The sequence below is a fragment of the Nocardia terpenica genome, from assembly GCF_013186535.1.
GTDB lineage: Bacteria > Actinomycetota > Actinomycetes > Mycobacteriales > Mycobacteriaceae > Nocardia > Nocardia terpenica.
Genome location: NZ_JABMCZ010000003.1, coordinates 1,951,492 through 1,975,007, shown reverse-complemented (window position 1 = coordinate 1,975,007; position 23,516 = coordinate 1,951,492). Strand labels below are relative to the sequence as shown.

Here is a 23,516-nt window from a genome sequence, read left to right as displayed (position 1 = left end):
TTCCGTCTCGCTCGTGCTGGCCTCCAGGGTCGGGGGCGGCCCTATCGGATTTCTATTTACAGACGCGGTATAGGCGGCGGGGGCAGGGTCGGCAGCGGGCCGGGCCATCGATGGTCCGGTCGCAACCGGCTATCGAGAGGAACGAACAGGCATGCTGATCCTTCGTCGATCCGACGTGGCGGAGACCCTGCAGGACCGGGAACCGGAGATCATCGACCTTGTCGCCGAGGCGTACCGGCTCCACGACGCGGGCAGCACGGCGCTGCCGCATTCGACGTTCCTGCGCTTCCCGGAGGAGCGGCACCGGCGCGACCGCATTATCGGGCTGCCCGCCTACCGGGGCGGGGCCGCGCCGATCGCGGGAATGAAATGGATCGCGTCCTTCCCGGGCAATGTGGCGGACGGGCAGGAGCGGGCCAGCGCGTCGATCGTGCTCAACTCCGTCGAGAACGGCCACCCCACAGCGCTGCTGGAGGGCTCGGTGATCTCCGCCAAGCGCACCGCGGCCAGCGCCGCCCTCGCCGCGCGTGTGCTCACCGACCCGGAGCCGCCCACCGGGGTGACGCTCGTCGGCTGCGGCGTGATCAACCGGGAGATCCTGCGCTTCCTCGCGGCCGCCCTCCCCGGCCTGGAGCGAGCCACGCTCTACGACCGGGATCCGGTGCGCGCCCAGGCATTCGCGCGCACCTGCGTCGACGTCGTACCGAAGGTGCGAACCGCGGTGGCGGCCACCCTCGACGAGGCCCTCGCCGCCCACCCGCTGCTGTCGCTGGCCACCACCGCGGCCGAACCCCACCTGGACCTGTCCCCCTGCCCACCCGGCAGCACGGTCCTGCACATCTCGCTGCGCGACCTGACCGTGGCCACCATCCTCGACGCGGTCAACGTCGTGGACGACACCGATCACGTGTGCCGCGAGGGGACGTCGCTGCATCTGGCCGAACAGCGCACGGGGAACCGGGATTTCGTGGCCGCGCAGATCGGGGGGGTGCTGCGGGGGACGGCACAGATCCAGCGGGAGCAGGGACGACATGTGGTGTACTCACCGTTCGGGTTGGGGGTGCTGGATATCGCGCTGGCGGAGTTCGTGCGCGAGCGGGCGGAGCGCGCGGGGGTGGGGGTACGGGTGGACGACTTCCTCGCCTCGTGACCCCGGCCGAGTGAAACCCGTTGCCCCGGAACGACTCCCTGTAGCGGCGGGACGGCGGAAGGAGGGAAAACCCTACCCCCGATCCGTCGGTATCCTTGGCTGACCTACCCGCCCCGGATCGCCACACTGGAAGACATGCTGAGTTGGCCAGAGCTATGACGACGAGGGACTCCGCGACCTCGATCCCGGTTCGTCTGCTGCGGCCCTGGCGGTCGGCGACGCTGTGGTCGGCCTGCGCGCACGTGGCCGTCGACGGCCTGGTCGCCGTGCTGGGTGTGCTGGCGGTGACGGCGTTCGGGGTGTCGATGATCCTGGTGCCCGTCGGCCTCGGGATTCCGATGGTGCCCGCGGCCCGCTGGACGCTGTACGGGCTGGCGGCGTTCGAGCGCGCCCGGTTCGCCGCCGTCGGCGGTCGCGACATCCCGGCCCCGCCCCGTCCGGACCTGTCCGGCCCGATCACCCAGGCCGCCCGGCGACTGGTCACCGACCGCACGCTGTGGCGCCACATCGCCTACTTCGTTCTGCTGGTGCCGGTGGCGGCGCTGACCCTGGCGGGCACGCTGATCATCTGGTCGGTACCGCTGGCGGTGCTGCTGCTGCCGGTGGCCGACCCGCACGCGGTCGGCGGCATCGGCGTGGCGATCGCGATAACGGTGGCGACGCTGGCGGTCGGCATCGTGGCGGCGCCGCCGGTGATGAGAATGCTGCTCGCGCTGGACAATGCCCTCGCCGCCGCGCTGCTGGCCCCCTCCCCGCACACCGCGCTGACCCAGCGCGTCGAACACCTGCAGCGCACCCGGGCGGCGACCGTCGAGGCGGCCGAGGCCGAGCGGCGGCGCATCGAACGCGACCTGCACGACGGCGCGCAGCAGCGCCTGGTCGCGCTGTCCATCATGCTGGGCCGAATCAGCGCCCGGCTGAAGAAGGCGGGCGATCTCGAGACCCGCGACCTGGTCGAGGACGCCAAACGCACCGCGAACGAGGCGATTACGGAGCTGCGCAACCTCACCCGCGGCCTGCACCCCCCGGTGCTGACCGATCGGGGCCTGGACGCCGCGCTGTCCGCGGTGGCCGCCCAGTGCCCGATTCCGGTCACGGTCGACGTGCGGGTGGTGCCGCGCCCATCGATCACGGTGGAGAGCATCGCCTACTTCGTGGTGACCGAGGCATTGACCAACGTCGCCAAGCACTCTCGGGCCGAGCGCGCGTGGGTGGCGATCACCCGCACCGGCGATCGGCTCACCGTTAAGGTCACCGACAACGGTGTCGGTGGCGCGAATCCCGCGCACGGCAGCGGGTTACGCGGTCTGACCGACCGGGTCGCCGGGGTCGACGGGCGTCTTCGCCTCGTCAGCCCCGCCGGTGGCCCCACGGTCGTCGAAGTGGAGTTTGCATGCGAGTGATGATCGCCGAGGATTCGGCGCTGCTCCGGGAGGGCATCGCGGCCCTGTTGCGGGAGAACGGAATCGAGGTGGCCGCCACCGTCGGCGACGGCGATGCCCTGCTGGCCGCGCTCGCCGACGACCGTCCCGACGTCTGCGTCGTCGACGTGCGCATGCCGCCGACCTTCGTCGACGAGGGCCTGCGCGCGGCCCTGGCGATCCGCTCGAGCTGGCCCGGGGTGGGTGTGCTGGTGCTGTCCCAGTATGTCGAGGAACGCTACGCGGTCGATCTCATCGGCGCCGACAAGTCCCGCGGCGCCCCCGACGGCGGCGGTCTGGGATACCTGCTCAAGGACCGGGTGTCGGAGGTCGACGACTTCGTCGACGCGCTGGCCCGGGTGCATCGCGGCGAAACCGTGCTGGATCCCGAAGTGGTCAAACAACTTCTGGCCCGCAGCCGCAAGCAGGACCCGCTGGCGACGCTGTCGGCCCGGGAGCGTCAGGTGCTGGCGGCGATGGCGGAAGGGCGCTCCAATGCGGGCATCTCCACCGAGCTGGTCATCGGCGCGGCGGCGGTGGAGAAGCACATCCGCAATATCTTCACCAAGCTGGGGCTGCCGGCCGAGGACGGTGACAACCGCCGTGTCCTCGCCGTGCTGCATTATCTGGGGGTATTCGAATGACGCCACGGGGTCGTCGCTGGTTCCTGTTCGTCGGCCTGGCGGTGTTCGTCCTCGTGGTCGGCAGCGGCGTCTCCGTGGTCGTCGAGCACGTTCTCCCGCGAAAGCCGTTCTCCGCGAGCGCCACCGTCGCCGCGGGCAGCCTCCTGCGCGTGGAAGGCCAGGCCACCGACATCATCCTGCGGTCCGGGACGGACGGGTCGGTGCACGTCACCGCCACCGGTGACTACGCCTACACGGTGGCACCGGACACGTTGACGGCGGCCACCGCGGACTCGGTCACCACCGTCACCGGCGGCTGCCGCAACGCGTGCTCGCTGCGCCTGACCGTCACGCTGCCCGCGGCCCTCGAGGTCCAGGCCCGCACCGCGTCGGGCCGCATCACCGCGACCGGCCTCACCGGACCGCTCACCGCGCGCACCCTGTCCGGCTCCCTCGAGGTCACCGGGGCGGCGAACCCGGTCGAATTACACACCGCCAGCGGCCGAATCGCCGTGCACGACAGCCGCGCGGCCCGGCTCACCGCCACCACCGGCAGCGGCGAGATCCGGGCGAGCTTCGCCGCCGCCCCCACCACGGTGTCGGCGACCACCACCGCCGGGCGGGTCGACCTGACCCTCCCGAAGGCCGACTACTACATCGACGCCACCAGCAGATCCGGCACCCCGGTCATCGATGTCCCCAGTAACCGCTACGCCGCGAACACCATCACGGTCAGAACCGAATCCGGCGGCATAGGCATCCACTGACCCGGCCTCGGCGTGCGGTGCCCACGGCACCGTAATGGCTTGTAGCAGTACGTATCCCACTATGCAAGGAGCTCTGTCATGGCCATGCTCGAACCGACCCGCCACACCGGCGTCCGCATCCTGACCGACGAGGAGACCGGTGCGCTGCTGGCCGCGCCGGACCTGTCCACCTGGATCGGCCGCCGCGACCACACCCTGCTGCTGCTGGCCGTGCACACCGGGCTGCGCGCGTGCGAGCTGGTCGGGCTGCGCCGCCGGGACGCGCACCTGGACACCGACCCGCACCTGTGCTGCGACGGAGTGGACCACGAGCCCCGGACCGTCCCTCTGACGGCGACAACCGGTGCCGCGCTGAGCCTCTGGCTGGCCGAACGCGGCGGAGCCGACCCCGACCCGATCTTCTGCACCCGCTCCGGCGAACCGCTCGGCCCGGCCGCGGTCGAGCAGCTGATCGCCCGGCACGCGGCCACGGCCGCGCGCACCAGCCCGACACTGCGGGCCGAACGCGTGTCGTCGCACACCCTGCGCCACACCGCCGCGATGACGCTGCTGCGCTCCGGGGTCGCGCCGTCGACGGTGACGGACCTGCTGGGATACGACGGCGCGTAAGCGCTACTCGCGCACGGCGATAGCCTCGACCGCGCGGGAGCGGCACAGCAGCCAGGCGGGGATCATGGTCGACAGGCAGGCCGTGGCGACGGTCGCCACGATGGTCACCAGGTAGGTGGTGGCGTCGATCGTCGGGGCCACCGAGCCCGCGATGCCCTTGCTGAACGCCGACAGCGTGAGCAGGGTGACGAGGGTTCCGGCGATCACCGAGACCAGGCCCACCGCACCGGCTTCCCATCCGAGCATGACCAGGATTCGGGAGCGGCTCATGCCGATGAGGCGCAGCGCGGCCAGTTCCCGGCGGCGCTGGAACGTCGCCATGGCGAAGGTATTGACCACGGCGATGCCGGTGAACGCGATCACCAGACCGACGACGAGGGTGTTGAGCGCCTGATTGTTGCGCAGCTGCGTCGGTGTCGTGGCGTTGTGCGTGATGGCGACCCCCGGGTACGCGGCCACGGCCGCCTCGATCCGGGCGCGGTCGCCGCCCTTGACCAGGATCGCGGCGTCGAGCTGCGTATCGGCATGGGCCGCAAGCAGATCGCGCGGCACCATCAGGTCTCCGAAACCCAGATTCCGATGGTAGAGCGCCACCACGCGCAGGGTGGCCGCTCCGCCGTCGGCGAGGGTGACCTTCAGGTCGGAGCCCACCTGCGCGTGCGCGCCGTCGGCGGCGTTGTCGCTCACCGCGACGGTGTCGGCGGCCATCGCCGTCAGCGAGCCCTCGTAGATCTGCGGATCGATCATCGTGCTCAGACCGGCCGGGGTCACCCCCTGCAACGAGTACCTGTCTCCGCCGAGGAACCCGCTGCCGTCGACCACCTCGGTGGTCGCGGCCACGCCCGGCGCCGACCGCAGCGCGGCGGCCAGGGACGAGGGCACTCCCGCCTGCCCGGAGACGGTGTAGTCGGCGAGAATGCCGTCGCGGGCCTGCACCTCGGCCGCCCCGGCCAGCGTCGGGGACAGCGACAGCGCGGTGCAGGTCACGGATACGGCCAGGATGAGCGGCGCGAATCCCGCTGCGAGACGGCGCAGATCGAATCGTCCCGCGGCGGCGGCGAGGTATCCGCTGACGCGGGAGAATCGCGCGCTCGCCGAGGTGAGGGCGACGGCGAGGCGGGCGAGCGGCACGGACAGGAATCCGGCGGCGATCGCCGGGACCAGCACGCCGCCCATGCTGACCGGCAGGCCGGCCTTCTGGGTGTGCGCGAGCACCAATGTCAGCAGTACCCCGGCGAATCCGACGATCGCGATCACGCCCGCCGTCTTCGCCCACCATGCCGTGCCCCGGGACGACAGCGCCACTTCGCGCAACCCCTCGACCGGATGGATCCGGCTGGTGCGCCACGCCGCCACCACGGCGGCGCACCAGGCCGCGGCCAGCGTGGTCACCACCGCGACGACGGCGGGAATCGGACCGAGCGACAGGCGAAGCGTGGCCGGAATGATGCCGGAGTCGACCAGCCACTGCCGGGACAGCCCGGCCAGCACCGTCCCGACCACCGCACCGGCGACACCGGCCGCCGCGCCCAGCCCGATCGCCTCGCGCCCGACCATGGCGCGAACCTGCCGGGGAGTCGCCCCGACGGCCCGCAGCAGGGCGATCTCGCGAAGACGCTGCTGGGTGGCGAGGGTGAAGGTACCGACCACGACCACCAGCGCGATTCCCAGGGCGGTGCCGCCGGCGGTGGCGCCCATGCTGATCAGCTTCACCCGGTAGTCGGAGGCGAAGGGGAATTCCTGGGTGCCGCGACCGTCGCCGGTCTGCACGCTCACGGGCGCGTCCCGAAGCGCCTGCCGCACCGCGGATTCGGCGGAGCCCGGCCAGACGCCGATCGCCGCCACCCGACCGGCGTGGCCCGCCAGGCGACGCGCCTCGGCGGTGGAGAAATAGAACAGGCCCTGCCGCAGCGCGTGATCGGTGATGCCGGTGACCGTGTAGACCCCGGGACCGTCACCCGCCAGCACCCGGACCTTGTCGCCGACGCGCAGACCGTCGCGGGCCGCGGTGCCCGCGTCCACGACGACGTCCTCGGGACCGGACGGCGCTGCGCCGGTGCCCAGCGTCATGGGAGTCAGTGCGGCCGAATCCCATTCGTGTCCCGACACCGCCGGGCCGCCGACCACCTGTCCGTCCCGGACGATGCTCACGGGGAAGGTGAGTTCGGAGACCACGCGGGTCACGCCGGGCACGGCGGCGAGGCGGGCGGCGACGTCGTCGCTCACCCACGCCCGATCGGGCAGGTCCTTGGACCGCTGCCGGGCCGCGCCCTTGTGGTACTGCGTCCAGTGCACGTGCTGATCGCCGGTGACGACGATCGGCGCCCCCGCATACCGTTCGGGCGCAACCGATCCCGCCACACCGGTCTGCAGCAGCACCCCGCACACCGCGACCAGGGCCGCGGCGAAGAACAGCGCCACCAGCGCCGCCTTGCGTCGGCGCACGGTGTTCCACAGTCGGTTCAACGCACCCGCTCCAGCTCGGTCATCCGCTTCGCGACGAGCTCGGCGGTCGGCCTGGTGATGATGTCGGCCACCAGTCCGTCGGCGAGGAAGACCACGGAGTCGGCGAAGGACGCGGCCACCGGATCGTGGGTGACCATGATGACCGTCTGGGTCCACTCGTCCACCGATCGGCGCAGCAGCTCCAGCACGCGGCGGGCGTTGGCGGTGTCCAGCGCGCCGGTCGGCTCGTCGCCGAAGATCACCTGCGGCCGGGTGATGAGCGCGCGGGCGAGCGCCACCCGCTGCTGCTGACCGCCCGACAGCTCGGCGGGCAGGCGGCCCGCCCGATCGCCGAGGCCCACCAGGTCCAGCGCCTGCTCCACGCGGCCGCGTTCCACCTTGGTCCCGGCCAGGCGCAGCGGCAGCGCCACATTCTGCGCCGCGGTGAGCGACGGAATGAGATTGAAGGACTGGAAGACGAATCCGATCTGCTCCCGGCGCAGGACGGTCAGCTCGGCCTCCGACATCCCGGTCAGGTCGCGGTCGCCGAGGTGGACGGTTCCGGCCGACGGCTTGTCCAGTCCGGCCGCGCAGTGCAGCAGCGTGCTCTTCCCCGAGCCCGACGGACCCATGACCACCGTCAGCGCCTGCCTCGGCAGATCGAGCGTGACGCCGCGCAGCGCGGCAACCACCCCGTCTCCCGTGCCGTACACCCGCTCGAGCCGGTTCAACCGAACTGCGGCGCCGATGCCGCGGCCGACGGCGTCGGGAACGCCGACGGACTTCGGAACCGATCGCATCCGCGGTCCCACCCTTCTCTCTGTTCGAAATACCTTCAGGACGTTGCGAGATCGATGTCGCCGGAGCCCGAGCCGACCGTCAGCGCGTCCGCGGCGCCGGGGGTGTTGGGGATCTTGCCGTGGATCGACCCGCTGTCGGTGTGCGCCTCGACCCGGTAGGGGTGCGCGGGGACGGTGACCGAGACGTGGCCGGAGCCGCTGCGCGCGCTCAGCCTGGTCGGCGGGGCCGTCAGGTCGATGCCGATACCGCCCGACTTGGTGACCGCGGAGACCGTGGACGAGGCGTCGCTGATGGTCACGCCGCCGGAACCGCTCTGCGCGTCGACCGGGCCCGCGATCTGCTTGATCGTCACCGCACCGGAACCGCCGTGGTAGGTCACCTGGGCGACGCCCTCGATGTCCACCGCACCGGCGCCGCCCTCGACATCGATCTTCGTGGCGGCGGGCGCGGTGATCTCGTAATCGATACGGCAGCTGTCGCATTCGGCGCTGAGCACGAGGGCTCCGTCGGCGTGGGTGGGCGGGGATTGCGGTACCTGGGAGTGGTAGGCGATCTCCCGGTGCACGTGCACGGCGTTGCCCGGCGTGACCCGGACCGCTCCGGCGCCGTTGTGGATCTCGATCACGGCCGGGCTGCCCGACACCGAGGTGTCGTCGGCGGTGTGGTTGAGCGCCGGGCCCAGATCGGTGCACGCCGCCGCGAACGGCACGACCGCGCAGCAGGCCGCCGTTGCGAGAATGGCCGACGATTGCTTCATAGCCCCCCTACCCCACGATCCGACGGGCAGCACACCAGGTGAGCCCTTGTGAAGATCACCATACCTCGGCCCCCGCGGGTATCAAACGGGGTCGCGCGCCCGGGTGGACCGCAAATGGCTTCGCGGAAGCGACATTTCGGATCTATTGGTGCTGCCGGATCGCCAGCGCGTTCGCGTGCACGGCGAGAACGCTGCGCAGCAGCGCCTGCGCGCCCTGCACCAGCAGCGGTTCGGGGGTGTACTCGGCCGGGGCGTGGCTGATGCCCCCGGCGCTCGGCACGAAGATCATCGCGGTGGGCACGTGCCTGCTGAGCACGCTGGCGTCGTGGCCCGCGTAGCTGAGCAGCCGGCCGACGGCGGGCGCGACCGCCCGCAGGGAGCCCTCGACGGCGTCGCACAGCGCGGGATCGAAGCAGGCCACCGGCTTGTAGGAGATGCGTTCCACGGTGGCCGAACAATTCTCGGCCTCGGCGCAGTGCCGCACCAGCTGTTCCAACCGGTCGCGGGCGGTCACCAGGGTCTGCTCGGCGCCGGCCCGGAATTCCACGACGAACTCGGCCCGGCCCGGGATCACATTCGGTGCGCCGGGCTGGAATTCGATGTAGCCGAGGTTGGCGACCATATCCGGATCGACGGCGGTGACCAGGTCGATGATCCGGGCCGCCGCCTTGACGGCCGCCTGTCCCGCGTCGGCCCGACCCAGCATGGGGGTGGTCCCGCCGTGGTTGGCGACACCCTGCACGATCACGGAATAGCGTGCCACGCCGACGATTCCGCTCACCGCCGCGAGTTCGAGCCCCGCGGCCTCCATCCGGGGACCCTGCTCGATGTGCAGTTCCAGATAGCCGGTGATGTCGTCGATGTGGTCGCCCGCGCAGAGGGCGGTGGAGCCCACCAGGCCGCCCGCGGAGGTGGCCAGCGCTCCTTCCTCGTCCCAGAAGCTCACGATCTCCAGCGTGTTCGCCGCCGGGTGGTCGGCCTCGTGCAGCGCGCGCAGCACCTCGAGGGCCGCGATGACGCCGTAGGCGCCGTCCAGGTAACCCCCGCCGGGCACGGTGTCGGTGTGGGATCCGGCGAGCAGCCAGGGGCCGCCGCCGTCGGCGCGGCGGCCGAAGACGTTGCCGGTGGCGTCGGTCCAGCCGAACAGCCCGGACGCCTCGATCCGCTCCCGGAGCCAGACCCGGGAGGCGAGGTCGGCGGCGGATCCGGCGACGCGGTCGATGCCGCCGTCGGGCCGCCGCCCGAAGGTGGCGAGCTCGGCCAGGTCCAGGAGGAGTCTCCGGCTCGAAATCTGCGGTGGTGCCATGTGTTTCAGCTCCCTGTTCCGGTGAGGTGGGCAAGCAGGGCGTCGACCCGGGACGGGTCGAAGACGCCCTGGTGGTCACCGGGGATCCGCTCGGCCCGCACCCCGTGCCGGGCGAGGGATCGCCAGCGGTCCAGGTACGCGGCGTAGCCGTGGCCGCCGGTGACGGAGTGGTCGCCGGTGGCGCATTCGTCGGTGGCCAGCAGCCGGATGCGCAGGGGCAGCGGCCGATAGCGGTAGGCCGACATGCCGCGGTCGAGCAGGCGCCAGGTGGTCGTGGTGGCCGCCAGTTCGTCGAGCAGGTCGGGGCGGGCGGCCACCCCGGCACGGCTCAGCAGCGTGATCAGCTTGCGCTCCGCGTGGGCCCGGGACTCGCCCTCGCTCGCGGCGCGGGCGGCGAACAGCGCCTCGGCCTCGGCGAAGAACCGGTCGTCCGCGGCGCCGGTCCCGCCGGGGCGGTCGACGGCCGGATCGACAAGCGTCAGAACCGGTTCGGGCTCGCCCCGCTCGAGCAGTTGCCGGGCCATCTCCCACGCGACCGTCGCCCCCGAGGACCAGGCGAGCAGGTGCACGGGACCGTCGAGCGGGGTGTCGCGCAGTTCCGCCAGGTACTCGGCGGCCAACGCCTCCACCGTCGGCGGGCCGGACTCCGCCCGCAGCGGCCGGGCCGCGAAGGCCGCGACCGGGCGCCGCGCGCCGATCCGTTCGGCGAGCGGCCGGAACCAGTGGATGCTGCCGCCGACGGGATGCACGCAGAACAGCGGGGCGCCCGACCCGGTGTCGCTCAGCCGGACAAGGGATTTGGCGCCGGTGCCCGCCCGGTCCACCCGGGCGGCCAGCTCGGCCACCGTCCGGCACTCCACGATGTCCGCGGTGGACAGGGTCAGGCCCAGATCGGCGGCCTTGGCCACCACGCGCAGCATGAGCAGCGAGTGCCCGCCGAGGTCGAAGAAGTCGTGGTGGACGCCGACGCCGTCGATGCCGAGCACCCGGCCCCACAGCGCGGCGATGAGCGCCTCGGTGCGGGTGCGGGGCGCGACGTGCTCGCGCCGCGCGGCGAGACTCGCCGGGTCCGGCGCGGGCAGCGCGTGGCGGTCCACCTTTCCGTTCTGGTTGAGCGGAATCCGGTCCAGCTCGACGAACAGCGTCGGGAGCATGTACTCGGGCAGGGTGCGCCGGCAGTGGGCGATCAGTTCGTCGCGGCCGGGCAGCCCGTCGCCGTCGGCGACGCAGTAGGCGACGAGTTGCTTGTCACCGTCGGCCAATCGGCGCGGCACCACCAGTGCGTCGCGGACGCCCGGATGGTCGGTGAGCACGGTCTGGATCTCGCCCGCCTCGATCCGGTAGCCGCGGACCTTGACCTGATGGTCGACCCGATCGACGAAGTCGACATTGCCGTCCGGGCGGACCCGGCACAGGTCGCCGGTGCGATAGAGCCGAGAACCCGGGGCTCCGAACGGGTCCGGAACGAATCGGTCGGCGGTCACGTCCGGCATGTTGGCGTAGCCGCGCACCACGCCCGCGCCGCCGATGTACAGCTCGCCCAGGGCGCCGATGGGGACCGGCTCCATGGTGTCGGCGAGCACGTACATGGTGGTGTTGGGAATCGGCCGCCCGATCGGGACGAGCTCCCCGTCCTCGACGCGCTCGATCTCGTAGGTGCAGTTGGCCACCGAGATCTCCGTCGGCCCGTATTCGTTGAGCAGGACCGTGGATCCGCCGATCGCCCGCCAGCGCTCGAGCGTGCGCCGGGGGAAGGCGTCGGCGCCGACCGCGAGCAGCGGGGCCAGCGACTGCGCCTGGTCGGCGGACAGCTGCGCGGCGAGCAGGTCGAGGTGGCCGGGCGTCATCTTGACGAAGCGGTAGGGGCCCGATTCCACCAGCAACCGGCCCAGGTCGCCGACCTCGAAGTGCTGCGGCAGCAGGTGGACCGCCTCGCCCATGATCAGCGGGGTGTAGAGGTCGGGAACCACCATGTCGAAGGCGATCGACGAGAACAGCGGCGCGCCACCGGAACCGCGCGCGGCGTAACCCTCGACGCACCACCACAGGTAGTTGACCAGCCCGCGATGGGGAACCAGCACGCCCTTCGGCCGCCCGGTGGAGCCGGAGGTGTAGATGACGTAGGCGAGGTTGTCCACGTGGGCGGCGGGCGGCAGCGGCGCGGCGGACTGCGCGTCGATCAGCGCGCGGTCATCGTCCACCAGCACCCGGTCGGACGGGCCGACCCCGGCCAGCAGGTCCGCGTAACTGCTCTGCGTGACAACGGTTGTCGCGCCCGCGTCGGTGAGCATGTAGCCCAGTCGTTCGGCGGGATAGGTGTGGTCGAGCGGAACGTAGGCCCCGCCCGCCTTCCACACGCCGAGCAGGCACGCGACCAGCTCCGGGCCACGGTCGACCAGCACACCCACCACCCGTTCGGGGCCGACGCCGCGTTCGCGCAGCAGCCGCGCGTACCGGTTGGCGCGGGCATCGAGTTCCGCGTAGGTCGTTCGGGTTCCGGCGAACGTCAGCGCCACCGCGTCGGGCGTCGTCGCCGCCCGGTCCGCGAAAAGCTCCTGCACGCAGGCGATCCGGCGCGGCGCGGCGGTGTCGTTCCACACGGTGAGCAGCCGTTCGCGTTCTCCGGCCGGGAGATAGGCGGCGACGGCGTCGCCGTCGGGCGCGGCGGCCATGGCCTCCAGCACCGCCCGGTACATCGCGCCGAGCCGGTCCCCGTGCGGGCGGGCGACGGTGGCCGTATTCGTGGTCAGCACGACGTGACCGTCCTGGGTGGCCGCGGAGAGCGGGAACTCGTTGGGGCTGTTGTCCACGCTCATCGCGTAGTCGACCAGTTCCCGGTCGACCATGTGGAAGTCGAGGTAGTTGAAGAAGACGTCCACCAGCCGTCGGCCACCGGCGAATTCGTTCTGCATGGCCGACAGCGGGAAGCGCCGGTGCGGCCAGAGCTCCACCTCCCGCGCGAAGACCTGCCGGGCCAGTTCCCGCCAGGTGGGCGCGGACGCCCGGAAGGCGAAGGGCACGGTGTTGAGGTACATGCCGTAGACCCGGTCCGCGCCGAGCCGTTCGGGGCGGGTGTCGCAGACCAGGCCCGCGAAGAAGGTGTCCGCGCCGGTGTGGAGCATGGCCAGGACCTTGAGATGCGCGGCATGGATCACGCTCTTCAACGGCACCTCGGCCGCGGCGGCCAGCGCCCGCAGCCCGTCCTCGAGGTCGTGGAAGGGGACGGGGACCTGATACATCTCCCGGGGTGCGGCGGAATCGCCCCAGCCGGACGGGAGTTCGAACTTCGTGGCCCCGCCGACGGTGCGGCGCCAGTAGTCGCGGTCCTCGGCCGAGGCGAGCGCCGCCCGCTCGGCCGCGACGTAGTCGGCGTAACGCACCGCGGGCATCGGCGCGGCCACGGGCGTGGCGCCCGACCGCAGCGCGCGGTAGCAGCGGATCAGCTCCATCAGCAGCGAGTGGTAGCTCCAGCCTTCGAGGATGGCGTGGCATTCGGTGATGGCCAGCCACCAGTCGGTCTCGCCGGTGAGCTGCGCGAACACCCGCAGCAGCGGCGGCGTGCCCAGGTCGAACGGGGTCGCTCGTTCCCGCTCGATGTGGGCGCGGACCGCCCGCCGCTGCGCCTCGTCGTCGAGATGGCGCAGATCCGCCATGCCGACCGACATCTCGGCCGTGCGGTGCACCAGTTGCAGCGGCTCGGTGTAGTCGAACAGGTCGATGGAGGTCCGCAGCACCTCGTGCCTGCCGACGACCACGGCCGCCGCGGCGCGCAGGGCGGGCAGCGAAAAGGGTTGATCGTCGGTGATTTTGAACGCGGTGACGTTGTGATAGGTGTGGTCGGCGCTGCTGAGCATCTCGAAGACCATCCCGGCCTGCACCTGCGACAGCGGGTAGGCGTCGGTGATGTCCGCCCCGCGGACGCGGGCCGCGTCGGCCGCGGTCACCAGGGCGAAGGGCGCCACGGTGGGCTCCTCCACCAGGGAGGTGGCCTGTCCCGCAACCAGTTCGGCCAGCCGCGCCACCGTCCGCACCCGGAACACGTCGCGCACGGTGACGTCGAAACCGGTGGCCCGGACGGCTCCGACCAGCACGACCGCCTTGATCGAGTCGCCGCCGAGATCGAAGAAGTCGTCGTCGACGCCGACCCGGTCCAGACCCAGTGTCGTTCCCCAGATCTCGGCCAGCGTCGCCTCGTCGGGCGTGCCCGGGGCACGGTAGTCGCGGACCGCGCGGTCGGCCGCCCGGCCCGGCGCGGGCAGCAGCCGCCAGTCCAGCTTCCCGCTGGTGGTCAGCGGGAAGCGGTCGACGGTGACGAAGGCCGACGGGACCATGTAGACCGGCAGGGACCGGGCGGCCCAGTCCTTCAGCTCGGCGGGCTCGGGGCCGGGCAGCGCCGCCGAATCGTCCTCGGCGCGAATGACATACGCGACCAGTTCCTTGATGCCGGGGGTGTCCTCCCGGACGATCACGACCGCGTCCCGCAGCCGCGGGTGGGCGGCGAGCGTGGCCTGGATCTCGCCGAGTTCGATGCGATAGCCGCGGACCTTCACCTGGCTGTCGATCCGCCCGAGGTGCTCGAGCTCGCCGTCCGGGCGGACCCGGCCGAGGTCGCCGGTGCGGTAGAGCCGACCGCCCGGCGGGCCGAACGGGTCGGGGACGAAGCGTTCGGCGGTCAGGTCGCGGCGGCCGAGGTAGCCGCGGGTCAGTCCGGGCCCGCCGACGTGGATCTCCCCCGGCACCCCGATCGGGGCGGGATTGCCGTACCCGTCGAGGACGTAGCCGCGCAGGTCCGGCAGCGGGCGGCCGACCGAATTCGAGGCGAATCCGGTGTCCGCCGCGGTGATTCGGCGGTGGGTGACGTGCACCGTGGTCTCGGTGATCCCGTACATGTTGATCAGTTCCGGGCGGTCCACGCCGAGCCGGGCGATCCAGGGTCGCAGGTCGCGGACGTCGAGGTGCTCGCCGCCGAAGATCACCGTGCGCAGGGCGAGGCGGCGCAGCCGGGGATCGTCGCGGCGGGCGGCGTCGGCCAGGGCGCGAAACGCCGACGGCGTCTGGTTGAGGACGGTGACCCGCTGCGCCACCAGCAGATCGAGGAATTCCTCGGGCGAGCGCGAGACCGCCGTGCCCACGACCACCAGGCGGCCGCCGTGCAGCAGCGCGCCCCACAGCTCCCAGACGGAGAAATCGAAGGCGTAGGAGTGGAACAGCGTCCACACGTCCCGCGGACCGAACGCGAAATGGCCTCGAGCGGAGGAGAACAGGCGGACCACATTGGCATGGGTGACCCCGACGCCCTTGGGCTTGCCGGTGGAACCCGAGGTGTAGATGACGTAGGCGAGATTGTCCGGGGCCGTGCGGCTTTCCGGAGCGGTGGCGGGCATCGCGGCGATCGCCGTGCGGTCGCGGTCGAGCAGCACCAGCGACAGCGAGGAGCGTGCGCCGGTTCCCCCGGCCGCCGCCTCGGATATCGTTGCCGCGTGCGCGGATTCGGTGACCACGATCCGGGCCCCGGCGTCCGACAGCGCCCACCCGAGCCGTTCGGCCGGATGCGCGGGGTCCAGCGGTAGGTACGCCGCACCGGATTTCAGCACCGCGAGCAGCGTGGCCACCAGGTCCGGCCCCGGCTCCAGACAGACACCGACGAGGGACTCCGGGCCCGCCCCGCGCTCGCGCAGCACCCGGGCGAGCCGGTTGGCGTGCGCGTCGAGCTCCGCGTAGGTGCGGCTCGCGCCCTCGAACACCACCGCGATCGCGTCGGGCGTCGCGGCGGCCTGCGCGGCGAACAGGTCGTGCACGCAGGCGCTCGGCGGCGGCGCCTCCGCCGTCGACGGCACCCGTCCACCCGCGGTGAGCAGGGCGAGTTCGGCGGGCTCGAGCAGCGCGACCGCGGAGACCCGGGTGTCCGGCGCGGCCGCGACATCCTCCAGCAGCCGGACGTATCGGCCCGCGAACCGCCGCGCGGTGTCGGGGTCGAACAGCGCCGTGGCGTATTCGACGATGCCGCGCAACGATCCGTCGGCCCGCTCCTCCAGGTGGCAGGTGAGATCGAATTTGGCGACGGTCCACGGGATTTCGACGCGTTCCACCGCCACGCCCGGAAGGTCGACGCCGGGACCGGCGGACTCGTGCATGGCGAAGGCCACCTGGAACAGCGGCGTCCGGGTGAGGTCGCGATCGGGCGCGAGCTCGTCGACCAGCTGGGCGAACGACACGTCCCGGTGTTCCAGCGCGTCCAGCAGCGTCGTCCGGGTCGCCGCGAGCAGGTCGGTGAACGACGGATCTCCCGACCAGCGGGCGCGCAGCACCAGGGAATCGACCAGGTAGCCGATCAGGTCGCGGACCTCGGCGCGGGTGCGCGCGGTGACGGGGGTGCCCACGGCCAGATCCGTGACGCCGGTGTGCCGGGACAGCAGAATCTGAAACGCGGTGAGCAGCACGGCGAACAGGGTGGTGTCGCGGTCCCGGGCGAGCGCGCGCAGCGCCTCGGCGACGGGGGCCGCCACCGTGAACGGGACCGTCGCCCCGTGCCAGTCCCGCAGCGCGGGCCGGGGCCGATCGGCGGGCAGTTCCAGCGGGGCCAGCCCGTCCAAATGCCGCCGCCAGTAGGCCACATCGCGCGCCGAGGCCGCCTGCTGGCGGGTCCGCTGCCAGACCGCGTAGTCGGCGTACTGCACCGGCATCGGCGGCAGGTCGGCGGTCGCCGCGTCGCCGCCCGACCGGTACAGCGCGGCCAGTTCCCGGGCGAAGACCTCCGTGGAACCGTCGTCGCCCGCGATGTGGTGCACGACCACGACGAGCAGGTGATCCTCGTCGCCGAGGCGGATCAGCCGGGCCCGGATCGGGGCCTCGCGCTCCAGATCGAACGGGGTCGCCGACTCCCGCTCCAGCAGCGACATCGCCACCGACTCCCGTTCCCCGGGAGGAAGTTCGGTGAGATCCACCGCGTCCACGGCCGGTGCGGTGTCGGCCGCGCCGATCACCTGCACGGGCACGTCCCCGTCCAAACGGTAACGGGTGCGCAGGATTTCGTGCCGCCGGATCATCGCGGTGAACGCCCGGCCCAGCGCGTCGGGGCGCAGCGGCCCGCGCAGCCGCAGGGCCAGCGGCATGAGGTATTCGGGGCTTTCCGGGGCCCACCGGTGCAGGAACCACATCTGCTGCTGCCCGAACGACAGCGGCAGGTCCCCGTCCCGTGCCGCGGGGCCGATCTCCGGCCGGTGGCGCGCGCCGTCGGCGCCACCGGTGCGGGCGCGGCCGGACAGCCGCCGCCGCAACAGCTCCTCGCGGAGGTCCCGGCCCTGGACATCACCAATCGTCATGACGGGGTCTGCTCCTTGATCTGATTCGTGTACGCCGCGATCTCGGCGTCGTCGAGCAGGGCGATCTCCGCTCGGATCTCGGTCTCCACCAGGTCCGCCAGTTCGGCGAGGGTGGGCCGCTCGAACACCGCGCGCAGCGGCAGGTCGAGCGCGAAGGACTCCTGGATCTCGGTGACCAGTCGAGCCGCGAGCAGGGAGGTCCCCCCGGTGTGGAAGAAGTTGCATCGTGCGCTGTCGACGCGAATCCCGAGCAGTTCGCCCCACACCTGCGCGAGGTGCTCCTGGACGGGACCCCGCAGGGCGACGTGCTCGGCGGGCGAATCCCCGAACTCGACGGGCGGCAATGCCTTTCGGTCCACCTTCCCGCTCGGGTTGAGCGGGAACTCGTCGAGCGCGACGAAGGCCGCCGGGATCATGTAGTCGGGCAACCGGGTGCGGCAGTGCGCGGCGAGGTCGGCGCGGCTCGGCGGCCGCGCCGGATCGGCGGGCACGCAGTACGCGACCAGCTGCCGTTCCGTCCCGACCGGTGCGGCGACGACGAGGGCGTCGCGCAGGGCCGGATGAGCACGCAGGACCAGGGCGATCTCGCCGGGTTCGATGCGGTGGCCCCGGATCTTCACCTGATCGTCGATGCGGTCGAGGTATTCGACCGTGCCGTCGGGCCGCTGCCGGACGAGGTCTCCGGTGCGGTACAGGCGAGCGCCGGGGGTCGGGGAGAACGGGTCCGGGATGAATTGCGCCGCGGTGCGTTCGGGCAGGCCGTGGTATCCGCGGGCGAGTCCGCCGCCGCCGATGTGCAACTGCCCGGGAACCCCGACGGGCACCGGGGCGAGGCCCTCGTCGAGCACATAGACGGTGGTGTTGCGCAGCGGCCGACCGATCACGACCCGGTCGGGCGCCGGCGGCACCTCCCATGCCGTCGACCAGATGGTGGTCTCGGTGGGGCCGTAGACGTTGGTGAGGCTGCGCACCCGCGCCCGCACCTGCCGGGCGAGGTCGACCGACAGCGCCTCCCCGCCGACCAGGGCGACCGTCTGCGGGCGGTCGAATCCGGCCTGCAACAGCAGTTTCCACCCGGACGGCGTGGCCTGCACGTGCGAGACTCCGTGCGTGTCGGCGAGCTCGAGCAGGGCCCGGCCGTCCCGGGCCTGCTCGGCGCCGGCCAGCACGACCCGGCCGCCGGAGATCAGCGGGAGGAACAGCTCCAGCCCGGAGATGTCGAACGACAGCGAGGTGACCGCGAGCCACACGTCGCCCGGCGCGGCGCCCAGGTCGCCGCGCAGGGCGAGCAGGAGATTGGCCAGCGAACGATGCTCGACCTCGACCCCCTTGGGCCGCCCGGTGGAGCCGGACGTGTAGATCAGATAGGCGAGGTCGCCGCCGGACGGCACGAATTCCGCCGTCCCCGAATCGGTCTCGATGTCCTCGTCCGAGGTGAGCAGCACGGTGGCGGCGCTCGCCCCGGCCAGCGATTCCCGCAGCGAGGCGTGCGTGATCACCGCGGCGGCGCGCGCGTCGCCGAGCATGTAGCCGAGCCGCTCCGCGGGAAGCTCCGGGTTGAGGGGCAGATAGGCGGCACCGGCCCGCCACACCCCGATCAGGCAGGCGAGCAGATCGGGTGTGCGGTCCACCAGCACGCCGACCACCGACTCCGGCCCGACCCCCAGGGCGCGCAACCGGCGGGCGTAGCGGTCGGCGCGCGCGTTCAGCTCGGCGTAGGTCAGCCGGTTCGCTCCGGAGCCGTCGACGACCGCGACCGCGTCCGGGGTGGCGCGGGCCTGCGCCCGGAAAAGCTCCGGGACACTCGGTGATCGGGACGCCACGGCGGTGTCGTTCCATTCCACCAGCGCCCGGCGGCGTTCGTCCGCGGTCAGCAGCTCCACGGTCGATACGGGCGTATCCGGCCGGGCGGCAATGCTTTCCAGCAGCGTGAGCAGATGCCGGGCCATTCGCTCGACGGTCTCCCGGTCGAACAGCGCGGTGGCGTACTCCAGCAGACCGCTCAGCGAGCCGTCGGGGTCGCGGTGCATCACCAGCATCAGGTCCGTCTTGGCCGTCCGCCAGCCCTGTTGCAGCACTTCGATTTCCGAGCCGTCGGCCACGGGCGCGGTGAAGCCCTCGTCGTGCAGATCGAACATGACCTGGTACAGCGGCGTGCGGGACAGATCGCGCTCGGGCTGCATCGCCTCGACCAGTCGCTCGAACGGCAGCTCCTGGTGGGCGAAGGCGTCCAGCGCGGTGCGGCGCACCCGCTCCAGCGCCGCGCGGAAGCCGGGGTCCCCGGTCAGGTCGCACCGGATCACCAGGGTATTGAGGAAAAGACCCACGACGCCTTCGACTTCCGGACGCAGCCGCCCGGCGACCGGAGCGCCGACGGGGATGTCCCGGCGCCCGGTGTAGCGGGCCAGCAGGGTGGCGAAGGCGGTGAGCAGGGTCATGTACGGGGTGGCGCCGCCCGCCCGCCCCAGGTCGGTGACGGCCCGCCCCAGGTCGGCCGGGACGGTGAAGGCGACCACGCCGCCGCGCGCATCGCGGATCGCCGGGCGCGGCCGGTCGGTGGGCAGGTCCAGCGGTGCGATGCCGTCCAGGACCGAACACCAGTGCGCCAGTTGCCGATTCAGCAGATCGCCGGAGAGGCGATCGCGCTGCCACACCGCGTAGTCGGCGTATTGCACCGGCACGGGCGCGAGCTCGGGCCGCCGCCCGTCGCGCAGGGCCACGCAGACGACCCCGAATTCGCGTTCCAGCAGCGCCGAAGACCAGCCGTCGCAGGCGATGTGATGGGTGGTCAGAATGAGCAGGTGCTCCGGGCCGGGGGTGCGCACCAGCAGCGCCCGCCACACCGGCCCCGCGCCCAGGTCGAACCCCCGGGCGCATTCCTCGGCGAACAGCCGCCCGACCGCGTCGCGGGTGGCGAGCTGCCGCTCGGCCAGTTCGACAACCGGGTCGGGGTCGATGATCTGCCGGGGCTGCCCGTCGAGCACGGGGTAGCGGGTGCGCAGCACCTCGTGCCGCCCGGCCAGCACCGCCAGCGCCCGCTCGATCAGGCCGGTCTCGGTGTCGGCCGGGACCCGCAGCAGCAGCGGCACCACGTATTCCGCGCTCGCCGGGTCCATCCGGTCCAGGAACCACAGGCGCTGCTGCCCGAACGACAGCGGCAGCGGGCCGCGGCGATCGACGGGCCGCACCGGGGAGGTCTCGTCGCCGCCCGCCGCGATCAGTTCCGCCTGCCCCGCCACGGTCGTGGTGGCGAGCAGGTCGGTCAGCGCGACGTGCCGCCCCGAGGCGTCGTGCAGTTGGCCCGCAAGGCGATTGAGCAGCAGCGAATAACCGCCGCGCTGGTAGAAGTCGTCGTGCACCCCGATCCGGTCGACGCCGAGCAGTTCGGACCACAGGCCCGCGACGACGCGCTCCTCGGCCGTCCGCGGGGCCACGTAGTCGGGATGGATGCGGTGCTCGGCGGACCAGGGGTCCGGCAGGGCCGCCCGGTCGAGCTTGCCGCTGCCGGTGCGCGGGAACTCCGCCAGCGGCACGAACACCGAGGGCACCAGGTAGTCGGGCAGCCGGGTGCGCAGCGACGCGCGCAGCTCGCCGACCGAGATCTCCCGCGTGGCAACGATATACGCCACGAGCTGCCGCACGCCGGACCGGTCCGCGCTGGCGACGACCGCGGCCTGCCGAATCTCGGGATGCCCGGTGAGGACGCTCTCCACCTCCCCCGGCTCGATCCGGACGCCGCGAACCTTGACCTGGTCGTCGAGGCGGCCGAGGAATTCCAGGATGCCGTCCGGCCGCCACCGCGCCCGGTCGCCGGTGCGGTAGAGCCGGGCGCCGTCCGGACCGTAGGGGTCGGGCACGAATCGTTCGGCGGTGAGCGCCGACCGACCGAGGTACCCGCGCGCCACGCCGGGCCCGCCCGCATAGAGCTCGCCGGGGACGCCGATCGGGGCCAGCTCGCCCTCCGCGTCGAGCAGCAGCACCCGCATGCCGTCGAGGGGACGGCCGATGGGGACCTGGCCGGTGGTCTGCGCGGGATCGAAGCGGTGGGCGGTGATATCGATCGAGCATTCGGTGGGGCCGAAGGTGTTCCACAGCTCGGCGCCCGGCCCCAGCGGGTCCAGCAGCCGGTGCGCCAGCTCCGCGTGCAGCGGCTCCCCCGCCGAGAAGATCAGCCGCAGCGATGTGCAGCGCTGCCAATCCGGTTCGGTCGCCAGCAGACTCAGCACCGAGGGGACGCCCTGCAACACGGTGGCGCCGCTGTCGAGCACGGCGCGCACCAGCGCCGCCGGATCCCGCTCGGCGCCCGGCGGGGCGAGGACGACGGTGCCGCCGGACACGAGTGGCGCGAAGATCTCCCACCCCGCCGCGTCGAAACTCAGCGGCGTCTTCTGCAGGACCCGGTCGGTGGCGCGGAGACCGTGGCGGCGAACGGTCCACAGCACCCGGTTGGCGATGCCCTCGTGGTCGATGAGCACGCCTTTGGGCTGTCCGGTCGAGCCGGAGGTGTAGATCGCGTACGCCGCGCTCGACGCATCCTGGTGCCGCAGCGCGCGAACGGCCGGGAATTCGGCGATGCCGGTCGACGCGTCGTCCACCGACACCGCGTTGTGCGCGAGGCGCGCGAGCCGGGACTGGGTCAGCGTGAGCGCGACGCCGGTATCCCGCTGGATGAAGTCCAGCCGGTCGGCCGGGTGCGCCGGGTCGAGCGGCACGTACCCGGCCCCCGCCCGCCACACCCCGAGCAGGGCGATCACCAGGTCCGGGCCGCGTTCGACGCAGACGCCGACCAGATCGTCCGGGCCGATTCCGCGGGCGTGCAGAAAATTCGCCAATTGATCGGCCCGCGCGATCAATTCGCGATAGGTGAGCCGCTCGTCACCGGCTTCCACCGCCACGGCGTCCGGCGTCAGCCGAGCCTGTTCGTCTATCAAGCCTGGCAGCATGATCCCTACCGTTTCCGAGGCCGATGAATCGTTCGGCCGCTGTTATTCGGCCGCCGCCATGCGCTGCCGCAGGCTGAGCGGACGCATATCGGTCCACACCTTCGCGATATGGGCGAGACATTCCTGTCGGGGGCCACGGGTCCCCTCCGCGCGCCATCCGGCGGGGATCTCCCGCTCGGCCCACCAGATCGAATACTGTTCCTCGTGATTGAGCACGACCAGATACTCACGACCATCGTCTTCGTCGGCCATGATTGTCCTTTCCGTTCAGTTCGGGAGCGCGCCCTGTAATTGCTTGTCCCCCGCGAGATTCAGATTCAGATTCCGATCCACCCAGTCGTCGGAGAAGACGGTCTGCAGATATCGGTCCCCGCGGTCGGCCAGAATCAGCACGCAGCGGGACCCGGCCGGTATCTCCGGCGCCTTGTGCAGCAGCGCGGCCACCACCGCCCCCGAGGAGGCGCCCGCCAGAATGGCCTCGGTGGCGACCAGCCGACGGCAGGCGCGGACGCAGTCCCCGTCGGTCACGTGCACGACCTCGTGCGCGGCGTCCCGATCGAACAGCGCGGGGCGAATGGCGGCGCCGTGCCCGGGCAGCAGCCGTTTCGCGGCGGGCTGCCCGTCGAAGATGCGGCTGCCCACCGCGTCCACCGCGACCAGCCGCGTCGACAGCGAGTGGGCGGCAACGTATTGGGCGCAGCCGCGCAGGGTGCCGAAGGAGCTGACCGCCGAGAACAGATAGTCGACCGGCGCGTCCAGCGCGGACACGATCTCCCGCATGGTCTGCTCGTGGGCGCGCGGGTTGAGCAGGTTGGCGTACTGATTGGGCCAGTACGCGCCGGGCAGCGTGTCGGCGATCTCCTGCACCCGCCGGATGCGCGAGGGCAGGTACTCCCCATCGGCGCCCGGCCGATTCACCATCTCCACCTCGGCGCCGTAGGCGTGCAGCATGCCGATGTTGTGCGAGCTGGTCTTCGCGTCGACGACACAGATGAATCGGATGCCGTGATAGCGGCAGATCTGCGCGATCCCGACGGCGAGGTTGCCGGAACTGGATTCCACCACGGTGGACCGGCCCGGCACCAGCTCACCGGACGCGATCCGGTCGGCCAGCATGCTCAGCGCGGAACGGTCCTTGATGCTGCCACCCGGATTGGCCATCTCCAGTTTCGCGTAGACGCGGAAATCGAGTCCCGACGACAATTTGACCAATTCGACAAGAGGCGTCTCGCCAATGGTGGAGAGAATCCCCCCATGTTTCACACCCATCAGAATCCTCGTCCCTGCTGATTTGTCTACCCTCGCAGTCTGGTGCGGGTTCATATATCCGCCCTATACTCGCGACCGGCCCCCGTCCGGGTAGCCATCCCGG

The 23,516-nt window shown here is 72.0% G+C and carries 13 protein-coding genes; 5 read left to right on the top strand and 8 right to left on the bottom strand.

Going from position 1 to position 23,516, the window contains the following annotated elements:
• Positions 1 to 151 precede the first annotated feature (151 nt).
• From sbnB to HPY32_RS30640, 5 genes are all read left to right on the top strand, one after another.
• A complete protein-coding gene (sbnB, locus tag HPY32_RS30660; RefSeq protein WP_067578062.1) occupies positions 152 to 1,150 on the top strand; it encodes a 2,3-diaminopropionate biosynthesis protein SbnB in 999 nt (332 codons plus the stop codon).
• A gap of 155 nt (positions 1,151 to 1,305) precedes the next feature.
• Positions 1,306 to 2,553, top strand: a complete 1,248-nt coding sequence (locus tag HPY32_RS30655; RefSeq protein ID WP_067578060.1) for a sensor histidine kinase — start codon at positions 1,306 to 1,308, stop codon at positions 2,551 to 2,553.
• Complete coding sequence (locus HPY32_RS30650; protein WP_067578059.1) at positions 2,544 to 3,215, top strand: response regulator; 672 nt, start codon at positions 2,544 to 2,546, stop codon at positions 3,213 to 3,215. Before HPY32_RS30655 ends, HPY32_RS30650 begins: the two co-directional genes overlap by 10 nt.
• On the top strand, positions 3,212 to 3,961 hold the full coding sequence (locus HPY32_RS30645) for a DUF4097 family beta strand repeat-containing protein (protein WP_067578057.1): 750 nt from the start codon (positions 3,212 to 3,214) through the stop codon (positions 3,959 to 3,961). Before HPY32_RS30650 ends, HPY32_RS30645 begins: the two co-directional genes overlap by 4 nt.
• A 78-nt stretch (positions 3,962 to 4,039) precedes the next feature.
• Positions 4,040 to 4,570, top strand: a complete 531-nt coding sequence (locus tag HPY32_RS30640) for a tyrosine-type recombinase/integrase (RefSeq protein WP_067578055.1) — start codon at positions 4,040 to 4,042, stop codon at positions 4,568 to 4,570.
• Positions 4,571 to 4,573: 3 nt separating this feature from the next.
• On the opposite strand, the gene HPY32_RS30635 is transcribed toward HPY32_RS30640, so the two are convergent.
• The 8 genes from HPY32_RS30635 to sbnA all read right to left on the bottom strand — a co-directional run bounded on the left by HPY32_RS30635 (position 4,574) and on the right by sbnA (position 23,413).
• Positions 4,574 to 7,036: an FtsX-like permease family protein gene (locus HPY32_RS30635; protein WP_067578053.1), complete on the bottom strand. Its 2,463-nt coding sequence runs from the start codon at positions 7,034 to 7,036 to the stop codon at positions 4,574 to 4,576.
• The gene (locus tag HPY32_RS30630; RefSeq protein ID WP_067578051.1) at positions 7,033 to 7,815 is read right to left on the bottom strand and encodes an ABC transporter ATP-binding protein; all 783 of its coding nucleotides are present in this window, start codon (positions 7,813 to 7,815) and stop codon (positions 7,033 to 7,035) included. Before HPY32_RS30630 ends, HPY32_RS30635 begins: the two co-directional genes overlap by 4 nt.
• Positions 7,816 to 7,850: 35 nt before the next feature.
• On the bottom strand, positions 7,851 to 8,573 hold the full coding sequence (locus HPY32_RS30625) for a DUF4097 family beta strand repeat-containing protein (protein WP_067578049.1): 723 nt from the start codon (positions 8,571 to 8,573) through the stop codon (positions 7,851 to 7,853).
• A gap of 142 nt (positions 8,574 to 8,715) precedes the next feature.
• A complete protein-coding gene (locus tag HPY32_RS30620; protein ID WP_067578047.1) occupies positions 8,716 to 9,879 on the bottom strand; it encodes a M20/M25/M40 family metallo-hydrolase in 1,164 nt (387 codons plus the stop codon).
• Positions 9,880 to 9,884: 5 nt separating this feature from the next.
• The gene (locus HPY32_RS30615) at positions 9,885 to 17,201 is read right to left on the bottom strand and encodes a non-ribosomal peptide synthetase (RefSeq protein ID WP_067578044.1); all 7,317 of its coding nucleotides are present in this window, start codon (positions 17,199 to 17,201) and stop codon (positions 9,885 to 9,887) included.
• On the bottom strand, positions 17,198 to 22,144 hold the full coding sequence (locus HPY32_RS30610; RefSeq protein WP_067578042.1) for a non-ribosomal peptide synthetase: 4,947 nt from the start codon (positions 22,142 to 22,144) through the stop codon (positions 17,198 to 17,200). The genes HPY32_RS30615 and HPY32_RS30610 overlap by 4 nt, the downstream gene beginning before the upstream one ends.
• 42 nt (positions 22,145 to 22,186) lie before the next feature.
• Positions 22,187 to 22,396, bottom strand: a complete 210-nt coding sequence (locus tag HPY32_RS30605; RefSeq protein WP_067578040.1) for an MbtH family protein — start codon at positions 22,394 to 22,396, stop codon at positions 22,187 to 22,189.
• A gap of 15 nt (positions 22,397 to 22,411) precedes the next feature.
• Positions 22,412 to 23,413 carry a 2,3-diaminopropionate biosynthesis protein SbnA gene (sbnA, locus tag HPY32_RS30600; RefSeq protein WP_067578038.1) on the bottom strand — a complete coding sequence of 334 codons (1,002 nt, stop codon included), beginning with the start codon at positions 23,411 to 23,413 and terminating at the stop codon, positions 22,412 to 22,414.
• Positions 23,414 to 23,516 lie beyond the last annotated feature (103 nt).